The sequence below is a fragment of the Nitratireductor thuwali genome (assembly GCF_036621415.1).
GTDB classification, from domain to species: Bacteria; Pseudomonadota; Alphaproteobacteria; order Rhizobiales; family Rhizobiaceae; genus Chelativorans; species Chelativorans thuwali.
The window spans coordinates 171385-183413 of sequence record NZ_CP030941.1; the positions used below are offsets into that span (position 1 = coordinate 171385).

Genomic DNA, 12029 nt, shown 5'->3' on the forward strand with positions numbered 1-12029 from the left:
GCCCAACCATCCAAGGAGAAGATCATGACCGACAAGCTGAAGGACAGGGTCGCCATCGTTACCGGCTCGGATTCGGGCATTGGCCAGGCCACGGCCAAGGCCTTCGCGGAAGAAGGCGCCGACGTGACGATCACCTATTTCCACGATGAAAAGGGCGCGCAGGAGACGCGTGGCCAGGTGGAGGCGGCGGGCCGGCGCGCCCTCGTCGTCCAGTGCGACCAGCGCGACCCGGCGCAGGTGGAGCGCGTCTTCCGGGAGACGGAGGACAAGCTCGGCACCCCCTTCGTCCTGGTCAACAATGCCGGCATCGATTCCACCGGCAAGCAGGTGGCCGACATGCCGCCGGAAGACTGGGACCGGGAGATCAAGACCAATCTCTACGGCCCCTTCTATTGCTGCCAGCACTTCATCCGTATGCGGCGGGCCGCCGGCGGCAAGGGCAAGATCGTAAACGTCACCTCCGTGCATCAGGACATTCCGCGCATCGGCTCGGCCGGCTACGACTGCGCCAAAGGCGGCCTGCGCAATCTCACCCGCACGCTGTGCCTGGAGCTTGCGCCCGACCGCATCAACGTCAACAACATCGCGCCGGGCATGGTGATGACGCCGATGAACCAGCCGGCGGTGGAAGACCGCAAGGTTTACGAGAAGCAGGTCCAGAGCATTCCCTGGAAACGCGCCGCCGAGCCTTGGGAGATCGCCCATCTGGCGGTCTACCTCGCCTCCGAAGATGCCGACTATGCCAGCGGCCAGACCTTCACGCTCGACGGCGGGCTGATGATGAATCTCGGCCAGGGCGCCTGAGATAGGGGGAGTTCGGAGATGGCCAAGCGATACGACCTCGTCATTATCGGCACCGGAACGGCGGCGACGGTCGCGGCGATGCGCGTGCGCGGCGCTGGCCGGAGCGTCGCCGTCGTCGATTTCCGCCCCTTTGGCGGCACATGCCCGCTACGCGGCTGCGATCCGAAGAAGATGCTGGTAGCCGGCGCCATGGCGGCCGACCACGCCGTTCGTATGCACGGCAAGGGCGTTGCCGGCGACACGCGCATCGACTGGCCGGATCTGATCGCCTTCAAGCGCAGCTTCACGGACCCGGTGCCGGGGAACCGCGAAGAGGCGTTTGCCGACAAGGGCATCGACACCTTTCACGGGCAAGCGCGCTTCACCGGCCGCAATATGCTGGAGGTCGACGGCGAGGCACTCCAAGCCGATCACATCCTGATCGCCTCGGGCGCCGAGCCCATGAAGCTCGGCATTCCGGGCGAGGAGCATCTGATCGACAATGAACGGTTCCTCGAGCTGGAAGCCCTTCCCCGCCGGATCGCGCTGGTCGGCGGCGGCTATATCGCCGCCGAGTTCTCGCATATAGCGGCGCGCGCGGGTGCACAGGTGACGGTCCTGCAGCGCGGAAAGCGCATGCTCAAGCATTTCGAGCCGGAACTGGTCGACTGGCTCATGGAAAAGTTCGAGACGTTTGGAATCGATGTGCGCACCGGCACGGTCGTCGAAGCGATCGAAAAGGAAGCGGACGGATACCGGGTGAAAGCCTCGTCCGACGGGCGACGGATTGACGTCGAGGCGGACTTGGTCGTGCATGCGGCGGGCCGGGTGCCGGCTCTCGGCAGCCTCGATCCGGACGCCGCGAACGTCGCGGTGAAGGATGGCCGCTTGCAGCTCAACGAATATCTGCAGAGCGTTTCGAACCCGGCGGTCTATGCGGCAGGCGATGCCGCGCAGATGGGGCCGCCGCTGACGCCGGTGTCGAGCCACGACGCGAAGGTGGTGGCGGCCAACCTTCTGGAAGGCAACCGCCACAAGCCGGACTATAGCGGCGTACCGAGCGTGGCTTTTACGATCCCGCCCATCGCGGCTGTGGGGCTGAGCGAAGCCGAAGCGCGCCGGAAAGGGCTCAAAATCCGCGTGAAAGCGCAAAAGGCGTCCGACTGGTTCACGGCGCGCCAGGCGGCCGAACCCACCTACGGGTTCAAGGTGATTGCCGATGAGGGGACGGATCACATCCTCGGCGCCCACCTGGTCGGACCGCATGCCGACGAGGTGATCAATGTTTTTGCCCTGGCGATCCGCCACGGTCTCACGGCGGAGCAGTTGAAGGCGACCATGTTCGCCTATCCCACCGGCGCCTCGGACATGAGCTATATGGTGTGACCTTGAGCCGAAATGAACTGAACTAGCGGGTTCGATACCGGTCCCACAGGAGCTTGAGTCCGACGGGCACGAGCGTGATGCCGCCGACGATGAGAGCGATGATCATCATGCGCGCCGGATCGGCGGTGATGAACTCCTCACCGAAATAGGCGAGCAGAAAGCTGATCGGGATGACCCCGACGAGCGTCGCGATCGCAAACCGCCAGAAGGCGAGCGGCGTCAGCCCCGCTGCATAGCTGATGGCATCGAAGGAAATGGGAACGAGCCGGGAAGCGAAGACGGCCGCCATCAGCCAGTTCTGCGACCGGTCCTTGCGGAGCTGGTCGAGGAGCGGTTCGACCCTCGACCAGCGTCGCACGACTTCATAACCGAAGATCCGGGCGATCCAGAAGGCGGCGATGGCCCCTGCCACTGCGCCCGCCACGACGTAGATCGTGCCCAGCACGGGCCCGTAGACGGCGCCGGCCACCATCGCGATGGGGCCGCTGGGGATCGGACTCAGGACGATTGCCCCGGCGACCATCACGATGACCGCCAGCGGTCCCCACATGCCGAACCGCCGGACCTGCCCCCGCAGCGCCTGCTCGTCGCCGAGAATCTCCAGCGCGCCGGACCGCCAGAGCCACCAGTACAGCCCTGCCAATGCGAGAACGATTGCGATCCCGATCGCGATCTTGAGCCACGGCGATCCGTCCCGGCGATCCTGCGCCGGTGGTCTCTGCCCGTTCATCCGCTATCGGCGCCCTGGCCGCATGCCGGTCCTCGCCTGGTTCCTGCCGGTGAGACACAGTCCACGTTCCTTATGCGCTCGTGGAGCTTCTGAATATAGCTGCCCGGCAAGCAGATGTCCTGACCCTAGACCTTCGGCATTCCCTCAGGCCGCATGCGGCGCTTTTGTGCGGCAATGCGGAATGGCGCGTTGGGGCCGCCATAGCCGTTGTAGCCGCCGCGGCGCTCGACGATCTCGAAAAAGAAGCCCTCGCCGAATGTCGGGCTGTAGATCTGGAAATATTCGCCCGCGCCGTCCCGATCGTAGAGAATATTCTCCGCGCGCAACCGGTCGGCCAGATGCGGCTCGAGCCCGAAGCGCGCCTCGAGATCGTCATAGTAGTTGCGGGAGATCTCCAGCGGCTCAAGACCGCTCTGCCTCAGCGCGGCGGCGGTCGCGAAGATGTCGCTCGTGGCGAAGGCCAGATGCTGAATGCCCGACCCGAAGCTCTCGGCGATGAAATGGCCGGCCAGCGTGCGCCGGTTCTCCGCCCCGTTCAGCGTCAGCCTCAGCGTGCCGTCCTCATTTGCAACTGCTTGGCTGCGCACAAGACCCGCCGAATCGACGATGTCGACCATCGGTTTCTTTTCGGTGCGGAAAATGGACGTGTAGAAGAGAACCCAGCTCAGCATCTCCTCGTAAGCGACCGTCTGGGCAACATGGTCGACTGCCGTAAGCCCGACCGCCATGCCGTCAGGTTCCACCCCGACCGGATCGAACTCGATCTCCCAAATCTTGCCGAGGTTCGATTGGCCGTCGATGAAATAGATGATGCCGCCGCCGACCCCGCGGATGGCCGGGACGGTGAGCTCTCCGGGTCCCGGCGCTTGTTCGAATGTCTCCGCGCCCAGTGCCCGCGCCCGCGCGACCGTGGGCCCGACATCGTCGACCTTCAGGCCGAGCGCATAGGCCGATGTGCCGTGGACGAGATAGGCGGAACGTGCGAAGCCTTCCCTCTCGGTGTTGATAACGAGATTGATGCCGCCTTGCCTGAACAGCGCCACCTTCTTCGACTTATGGCGGCCGGCCTCGCGAAAGCCCATCGCCTTCAGCAGAACGGCAAGCTGAGCGGCCCCTTCCTCGTCCGCGGTGAATTCCACGAACTCCACGCCGTGCGCCGCGATCCGGTCCGGCATGTCGGGCACGCTGACGGCGATGCCTGGCTCGCGGCGCTTCACCCGGTCCATCAGATAGATCAGCGAGCGATGGCCGTCGACGGCCACCGTCTTCGGCGAGCCGCCGCGGAACTGGTCGTTGAATATCTCGAGCGACAGCATGCCCGAGTAGCCGGTCGCGGCCACTGCGCGCATGAAGGCGGTCACCGGCAGGTCGCCCTCGCCCGGCATGTTGCGGAAATGCCGGCTCCAGTACAGCAGGTCCATCTCGATTTTCGGCGCGTCGGCGAGTTGGACCATGAATATCTTGTCGCCGGGAATGGAGCGGATCGTGTCGGGGTCGATCTGGCGGGCAAGCGTGTGGAAGGAATCGAGGATCAACCCGATGCTGGGATGATCGGCGCGGCGCACGATCTCCCACGCGTCGCGGTGGTCGCTGACATGCTTGCCCCAGGCGAGCGCCTCGAAACCGACGCGCAGGCCGCGCTTGGCCGCCCGTTCCCCCAGCTCGCGGAAATCGGCTGCCGCACGGTCGATGCCGCCGAGCGCCAGTGGCGAGACGTTGGAACAGACGAGCATCAGGTCCGTGCCGAGTTGGGCCATCAGGTCGAACTTGCGCTCCGCCCGGTCGAAGGTGCGGCTGCGCTGCGGCTCCGGCATGCCCTCGAAATCGCGGAAGGGCTGGAAGAGCGTGATCTCCAGCCCCTGGTCGCGCACCATTTTGCCGACGTCGGCGGGTGAACCGTCGAAGGCGAGAAAATCGTTCTCGAATATTTCGACCCCGTCGAAACCGGCGGCCGCGATGGCTGCAAGCTTCTCCCGCAGATCTCCGCTGATCGATACCGTCGCGATGGAAGTCTTCATCTGGTCATGTGCTCCGGTGCTGCGTCGTCTGCCGCCGTGGCCCCGGCGGCGCATCTGCAAGGCGCGCTGTCGCCCGCTCTTGTTCCGGCAATATGCCCCTGCCGCCCGGCCGGACTGCCCGCAGGTTTCGGCTTCTCAGGCATTTTGATGCCGCAGGCGAGAGCGGGCGAAACGCCACAGCGGCGTTTGCGACACCAGCATCGTGAGAAATGCGACGGTCAGGACCAGCGAGATCGGATGCGACAGGAAATCCCAGAGGAAGGTTCCCACGTCGCCGCGCGCGCCGATCATCGCCCTGCGGTAGTTCGCATCCATCATCGGCCCGAGGATTACGCCCAGAATGACGGGCCCCACGGGAAAGCCGTAGGTTTTCATGAAATACCCGACGACGCCGAAGAGCAGCATCCAGTAGATGTCGACCGGGTTGTTCTGGATTGCATAGGTGCCGACCGCCGACAGGACGATGATCAGCGGGATAAGGATGGCCTTCGGGCATTCCACGATCTTGGTGAACACCTTGATGCCGGTCAGGCCGAATACCAGCAGGAACAGATTGGCGAGCGTCAGGCTCCCCACCATGAACCAGAACAGATGGGGCGTTTCCGTCAGAAGCAGCGGTCCGGGCTTGAGCCCGTGGATGAACAGCGCTCCTATGATGACGGCTGTCACGGCGTCGCCGGGGATTCCGAGCGTCAGCATTGGGATGAAAGCGCCGCCCACGGCCGCGTTGTTCGCCGTCTCCGGCGCCACCAGGCCCTCCTTGGCGCCTTCGCCGAACGGTACCTTTGGGTTCTTCGTCGTCCGCTTGGCATGGTCGTAGGCGAGCAGGGCCGCGATATCGCCCCCGGTGCCCGGCAGGGCGCCGATGATCGTGCCGATGCCGGAGGCCCGAATCGCCAGCCAGAAATACCGCTTGATGTCGGAGAAGCGCGGCACGATCCGGTCGATCTTCTGCTTGATTGCCGGCACGTCGAGCGTGTGAAGCTGGACCAGCGCCTCGGCGACGCCGAAGAAGCCGATCATCGCGGCGACATAGGGGATGCCGCCCATGAGCGTGATCGTGCCGAAAGTGAAGCGGCCTTCCGCCGTCATCGGGTCGAGCCCGACCATGCCGATAAGGACGCCAAGGGCGCCGGCGAACACCCCCTTTGCGAAGCTCTCGCCGGAGAGGGTTCCCACCAGAAGAATGCCGATCAGGCCGAGCAGCAGGTAGTCGCGCGACTGGAACTTGAGGGCGAAGCTGGAGATCGCCGGGGCTATGGTGGCCAGCGCCAATATGCCGACAAATCCGCCGAACACCGACATCACCGTCGTCAGGCCGATCGCTTCGCCGGCCTCGCCGCGTTTGGCCATGGGATAGCCTTCGAGCGCCGTGGCGATGGCGCTCGGCGCGCCGGGTATGTTGAGCAGGATGGCGGTGCGCGATCCGCCATAGACCCCGCCGACGAAGACCCCGGCAATCAGTGCCAGCGCGTCGTTGACCGGCCATTTGAAGGTGAAGGAGATCAGGATCGAGGCGGCCATCGTCACCGAAAGGCCGGGTATGGCCCCCACATAGATGCCGGCCAGCGTCCCCGCCGCCGTCAGGAACAGCAGCCAGGGGTCGAGCCATACGATCGCGAAATTTCCGAGCGCCTCGGGCATTCAGATCAGTCCCCCGAAAAGCGAGCCCTGGGGCAGCACGACCTGGAACACCGTCCGGAAGACGAAATGGATTCCGCCCAGCGCGCCGATCGTAAGGGCGGCGGTCACGAGCAGGTTCTTGCGCCAGAGATACTGAAAGGCGGCGAAGAGGAACAGCCCGGAACCGACGACGAAACCGAGCGCTGGTAGCAGCACCAGGTAGACGAGGACAAGCCCGATCACGATGACGTGGCGCACGGGCATCACCTCGCGCAGGAAGCGCACCGGAGCGGCCGCGCCGCCGGCGCGAGGTCCATGCCGGCGGATTGCATCTGCAAGGATGAAAAGGCCCGCCATCACCATCGTGCCGGCTGCAAGCAGGGGAAAGACGCCCGGCGTGGCCAGGCCGCTGAACCCCGAAATCCCGTAGGCCTGCCAGAAAGCGGCAAGGCCGAAGATCGTAACGAGCAGCGCGAAGATTGCTTCTCCGGGCCTGAGGTCAGGTTTGGGTGGCATGGATTCTTCCTCCGGAGCATCCGAGGCTGCCGGTCCGGGGGCTTCCCGCGGACCGGCAGCGGGATCGGATCACGGCCGCGGAATGCCGAGCGTCTCGGGATTGACCTTGGCGGCGCCCGTGTCCTGCAGCGCCCAGACGGTCACCTGTTGCCATTTCTTCAGGAACGCCTCGGCTTCCGCGCCGGAGATGTTCATGACGATGTTGCCGCGATTGGCCATCAGCGTGGTGAATTCCTCGCTGGTTGCGGCGGTCTTGAAGGCCTCTTCCAGCTTGGCCTTCACGTCGTCGGGCGTGTCCTTCCTCACGAAGACGCCGTAGAACGGGCCCCAGGGCAGGAACTTCGCCATGTCCGGCACGGCATCCGTGATCGCCGGCACGTCGGGCAAGGTGTCGACGGGCGCCGTATCCACCACCGCCAGCGCCCGCATCTTGCCGGCTTTGATGTTTTCGGCAGCGGCCGAGATGCCCGAAGGCATGAAGTCCACTTCCCCGCCGAGCATGGCCGTCAGTCCCGGGCCTTCGCCGTCGAACGGGATAGCGGTCACCTCGAATTCGACCGCGTTCTTGATCAGCGCGCTGATCGTGCTCGGCAGGCCCCCGGGGCCTGTAGAGCCCATCTTCACCTGGCCCGGATTGGCCTTGATGTCGGCCAGCAGCTCTTCCATCGTCTGGTACTTGGATTCCTCCGGCACCACGATGACGGCAACGCCGCGGCCCAGGATGTTGACCGGATAGAAGCTCGAATAGTCGAGGCTCGACACACCCAGCACCGGATGGAGCTGCGGGTTCTCGGCGCCGTAGAGGAACGTATAGCCGTCGGCGGGCGCCGCGTTCACATAGGCCGTCGAGATCGCGCCGGCGCCGCCGGATTTGTTGAGCACGACGATCGACGTGCCGAGCGCCTGCTCTGCCGCGGGGTTGACCGCGCGCGCGACCGTGTCGGTAGCGCCGCCCGCGCCCCACATCACCACGCCCAGAAGCTCGCGCTCCGGAAATTCCTGCGCGGCCGAGATGGCAGTCATCATCAATAGGGCAGATGTTGCCCGGATCATCTTGCGAATCATGTTTCCTCCCTTGGCGGCACCATCTGCCGCACCCACCGGCATATAATACGGAGGGGACCTTGTCAGGCATCCATCAAGGTGCAGATGCGGCCCCTCCAAGCCCAGCCAGGGCAGGATGACGGCGTTGCGAAGATAACGCAATTACCAATTATTCGACGAGCCATAACCTGACGCTATAGTTTGGCGCCCCGCGCGGTGGTCTCTTCCATGATATGGCGCAACTTGTCGATCAGGGTTTCGGCGAAGCTGGACAACGCCACGTCGCTGCGTCGGGCAATGTAGGTCTGGAATTCTGTCGGCCCGGCGATTGGCACGACCGCGATGTCGGACCGGGCGATGTCGGCGACCGTGAACGTGTCGACGACGGCCACCCCCAGATCCTCCTTGATCAGGGCAAGCACCGTGGTGCCGAACCGGGCGCGAATGGCGATGTCGTAGTCGAGATCCTCGCGCGCAAAGATACTCGCCATGATCCCGCCATACGGATCGTTGGGATCGATTCCGATCAGCGGACAACTGGCGATCTCGGCCGGTGTGACCACCTCCCGCGCGGCAAGGGGATGGTTCGGCGCGACGATGACCACCAGGTGGCCCCTGGCCAGCGGTTCGAACAGAATGGAGGGATGATCGAAGCGGTAGCTCATCGCGACGAACTCGCCTCGTCCCAGCATCAGGTAGTCGATGGCGTCCTCGATCTTGAGAATGTCGATGTCGATGCGGATGTCCGGATAGCGCCGCTTGATGGCGGCGATCGCCCGCGGGACCATCACATTGGCAATGCTCGGCACGGAGCCGAAGGAAAGTTCCACCCCGCGCCCGCGCTCGAGCTGCCTGATGGTGAATTGCAGGTCCTCGATCTTCTTGTGCACCTCCTGCAACTGCTCGAAGACGTGGACCGCTTCCGGCGACGGCACATAGCGGCCGCCCTTTCGGATGAAGAGCTTGATCCCGAGCAGATCTTCAAGGTGCTTCATCGACCGGCTGACGCCGGGCTGGGCGACGTTGAGCAGCCGCGCCGCCCCGGCGATGCTGCCGGCAACCATGACCGCACGGACGACTTCAATCTGGCGTAGCGTCAGCATGTCCCGACCTCTTTTCCTGGCAGGAGTTGCCCGATGTGCAGCGTCGCCAGGCTGCCCCTCGGCACGGGCAGAAGCGCCACCGGCCAGCGCGGCGCATATTGAGGGCACAAGGCGCCGCGGCACAAGCTGAAGATGGCAGCCGGCCCGGCCGATTTATTTCTGGCACTCCTATCATTCGACTGCCAAATCCTCTATATGACAGACGTGGCCCCTACATGCTCCCATACGCGGCCGCAGAAAGAACACTCCATGAAATTCCGGCCCCTCCACGACCGCGTCGTCCTTCGGCGCGCCGAAGGCAATGACAAATCCAAAGGCGGGATCATCATTCCCGACAATGCAAGGGAAAAGCCACAGGAAGGCAAAGTGGTCGCCGTCGGCCCGGGGCTCCGCGACGAAGGCGGCAAGCTCGTCCCGCTCGATGTGAAGGCGGGCGATGCGGTTCTCTTCGGCAAATGGTCCGGCACCGAGATCAAGATCGGCGGCGACGACCTGCTGATCATGAAGGAATCCGACATCATGGGCATCGTCGAGCCCACGGCTGCAGCCGAAAAGGCCGCCTGACCGGGCGATTTCCTACACTCAGTTTCAAGAACGAACGGATCGAAATCTTATGTCTTCCAAGGAAATCAAATTCGGTGCCGACGCGCGCGACCGCATGCTGCGCGGCGTCGAGCTCCTCAACAACGCAGTCAAGGTGACGCTCGGCCCCAAGGGCCGCAATGTCTTGATCAACAAGGCCTATGGCGCGCCGCGCATCACCAAGGACGGCGTCACCGTCGCCAAGGAGATCGAGCTTGACGACAAGTTCGAGAACATGGGCGCCCAGATGGTGCGCGAAGTGGCCTCCAAGACCAACGACCTCGCCGGCGACGGCACCACCACTGCGACTGTGCTCGCCGCCTCCATCTTTCGCGAAGGCACCAGGCTGGTGGCCGCCGGCATGAACCCGATGGACCTGAAGCGCGGCATCGATCTTGCGGTCGCAGCCGTGGTCAAGGACATCGAGGCCCGCGCCAGCAAAGTCAAATCCTCCGGCGAGATCGCGCAGGTCGGCACCATCGCCGCCAATGGCGATGCCACGGTAGGCGAGATGATCGCCAAGGCGATGGAAAAGGTCGGCAATGAGGGCGTGATCACGGTCGAAGAGGCCAAGACCGCCGAGACCGAGCTGGAAGTCGTCGAAGGCATGCAGTTCGACCGCGGCTACCTGTCGCCCTATTTCGTCACCAATGCGGAGAAGATGCGCGCCGAGCTCGAGGACGTCTACATCCTCATTCACGAGAAGAAGCTCGGCAATCTGCAGGCGATGCTGCCGATCCTCGAAGCCGTCGTCCAGACGGGCAAGCCGCTGCTGATCATCTCCGAAGACGTCGAAGGCGAAGCGCTCGCAACGCTCGTCGTCAACAAGCTGCGCGGGGGGCTGAAGGTCGCCGCCGTCAAGGCGCCTGGCTTCGGCGACCGCCGCAAGGCCATGCTCGAGGACATCGCCGTGCTGACGGCCGGCCAGATGGTTTCCGAGGATCTCGGCATCAAGCTCGAGAACGTCACGCTCGACATGCTGGGCCGGGCCAAGCGCGTTCTGATCGAGAAGGACACGACGACGATCGTGGATGGCGCCGGCGGAAAGGCCGACATCTCGGCACGTATCCAGCAGATCAAGGGTCAGATCGAGGAAACCACCTCGGACTACGACAAGGAAAAGCTGCAGGAGCGGCTTGCCAAGCTGGCCGGCGGCGTTGCCGTCATCCGCGTCGGCGGCGCGACCGAGACCGAGGTCAAGGAAAAGAAGGACCGCATCGACGACGCGCTGAACGCCACCCGCGCGGCGGTCGAGGAAGGCATCGTGCCTGGCGGCGGCGTTGCGCTGTTGCGCGCCAAGGCAGCTCTGGCGGGCCTTGCGGGGGCGAACGCCGACATGACCGCCGGCATCTCGATCGTCCTGCGGGCGCTCGAAGCGCCGATCCGGCAGATATCCGCCAATGCCGGCGTCGAAGGCTCCATCGTCGTCGGCAAGCTCCTGGAAGCGAAGGATCCCAATATGGGCTTCAACGCGCAGACGGAACTTTACGTCGACATGATCAAGGCAGGCATCGTCGATCCGGCAAAGGTCGTCCGCACGGCCCTGCAGGATGCGGGCTCCATCGCCGCGCTGCTGGTCACCACGGAGGCGATGGTCGCCGATATGCCGCAGAAGGACGCGCCCGCGGTCTCGGGCGCCGGCGGTATGGGCGGCATGGGCTACTGAAAACGGTCGCAAGTCCCGCCGGAAACGGCGGGACTCGGACAAATTTGACCGCCGCGGGACAATCAGCGGCCGCTGGGGCCAGGTGCCCCGCAAACCGCCCTGCGGCGGAGGATAAGGTGACAATCATGATGACCCATCGTTTTGCCGTCGGCCAGCTCGTCCGTATGAACGGAGGCTTTGGCGCCTTGCCTGCCGCGGCCGAGACCTATCGCATCACGGCGACCCTGCCGCCGGCGCGCGAAAACTCGCCCCAATACCGCATTCGCAACGAAACCGAACGTTACGAACGCATGACCACAGAAGACAATCTCGAAGAAATATAAGGTCGCCGCCAGCCCCTGGGGCTGCCCCTCTCAAAGGAAATAGAAAATGGCCAAAGGACAAAAACGCAGCAGCCGCGAGATCAGAAAACCGAAGCAGGACAAGGCCGCGCCAAAGGTGGCGGCATTGGCCGGTTCGCAGGTCAAGCAGGCTAGCAGCAGCAACGTCTCCTTCGGGAAAGCCAAGAAGACCTGAGAACGTGCTCCACGCCTTCCTCGCCGCCGGCATGACCAAACCGGCGTCGAAACTGCCGCCAC

General features: G+C 64.4%; 12 protein-coding genes. 6 read left to right on the forward strand and 6 right to left on the reverse strand.

Annotation, left to right across the window (positions count from 1 at the left end; all coding sequences use genetic code 11):
* The first annotated feature begins 24 nt into the window (after nt 1–24).
* Complete coding sequence (locus NTH_RS00800) at nt 25–804, forward strand: SDR family NAD(P)-dependent oxidoreductase (protein ID WP_338528217.1); 780 nt, start codon at nt 25–27, stop codon at nt 802–804.
* A gap of 18 nt (nt 805–822) precedes the next feature.
* Nucleotides 823–2169, forward strand: a complete 1347-nt coding sequence (locus NTH_RS00805; RefSeq protein WP_338528218.1) for a dihydrolipoyl dehydrogenase family protein — start codon at nt 823–825, stop codon at nt 2167–2169.
* A 22-nt stretch (nt 2170–2191) separates the two neighbouring features.
* Here the strand turns inward: NTH_RS00805 and NTH_RS00810 are convergent, their stop codons facing one another.
* The 6 genes from NTH_RS00810 to NTH_RS00835 form a co-directional block, all read right to left on the reverse strand.
* Nucleotides 2192–2899: a TVP38/TMEM64 family protein gene (locus NTH_RS00810; protein ID WP_338528219.1), complete on the reverse strand. Its 708-nt coding sequence runs from the start codon at nt 2897–2899 to the stop codon at nt 2192–2194.
* Between the two features lie 125 nt (nt 2900–3024).
* Nucleotides 3025–4917 carry a bifunctional sugar phosphate isomerase/epimerase/4-hydroxyphenylpyruvate dioxygenase family protein gene (locus tag NTH_RS00815; RefSeq protein ID WP_338528220.1) on the reverse strand — a complete coding sequence of 631 codons (1893 nt, stop codon included), beginning with the start codon at nt 4915–4917 and terminating at the stop codon, nt 3025–3027.
* A 135-nt stretch (nt 4918–5052) separates the two neighbouring features.
* Nucleotides 5053–6561, reverse strand: a complete 1509-nt coding sequence (locus tag NTH_RS00820; protein WP_338528221.1) for a tripartite tricarboxylate transporter permease — start codon at nt 6559–6561, stop codon at nt 5053–5055.
* Complete coding sequence (locus tag NTH_RS00825) at nt 6562–7056, reverse strand: tripartite tricarboxylate transporter TctB family protein (RefSeq protein ID WP_338528222.1); 495 nt, start codon at nt 7054–7056, stop codon at nt 6562–6564.
* Between the two features lie 69 nt (nt 7057–7125).
* On the reverse strand, nt 7126–8121 hold the full coding sequence (locus tag NTH_RS00830) for a tripartite tricarboxylate transporter substrate binding protein (protein WP_338528223.1): 996 nt from the start codon (nt 8119–8121) through the stop codon (nt 7126–7128).
* Nucleotides 8122–8294: 173 nt separating this feature from the next.
* Nucleotides 8295–9203: a LysR family transcriptional regulator gene (locus NTH_RS00835; protein ID WP_338528224.1), complete on the reverse strand. Its 909-nt coding sequence runs from the start codon at nt 9201–9203 to the stop codon at nt 8295–8297.
* Nucleotides 9204–9452: 249 nt separating this feature from the next.
* On the opposite strand from NTH_RS00835, the gene NTH_RS00840 reads away from it, so the two are divergent.
* The 4 genes from NTH_RS00840 to NTH_RS00855 all read left to right on the forward strand — a co-directional run bounded on the left by NTH_RS00840 (nt 9453) and on the right by NTH_RS00855 (nt 11967).
* The gene (locus NTH_RS00840) at nt 9453–9767 is read left to right on the forward strand and encodes a co-chaperone GroES (protein WP_338528225.1); all 315 of its coding nucleotides are present in this window, start codon (nt 9453–9455) and stop codon (nt 9765–9767) included.
* Between the two features lie 49 nt (nt 9768–9816).
* Nucleotides 9817–11451 (forward strand): chaperonin GroEL, encoded by a 1635-nt coding sequence (gene groL, locus NTH_RS00845; protein WP_338528226.1) that lies wholly within the window; start codon nt 9817–9819, stop codon nt 11449–11451.
* A gap of 125 nt (nt 11452–11576) precedes the next feature.
* Nucleotides 11577–11774 carry a hypothetical protein gene (locus NTH_RS00850; protein ID WP_338528227.1) on the forward strand — a complete coding sequence of 66 codons (198 nt, stop codon included), beginning with the start codon at nt 11577–11579 and terminating at the stop codon, nt 11772–11774.
* 46 nt (nt 11775–11820) lie between these two features.
* Nucleotides 11821–11967 (forward strand): hypothetical protein, encoded by a 147-nt coding sequence (locus tag NTH_RS00855; RefSeq protein ID WP_338528228.1) that lies wholly within the window; start codon nt 11821–11823, stop codon nt 11965–11967.
* Nucleotides 11968–12029 lie beyond the last annotated feature (62 nt).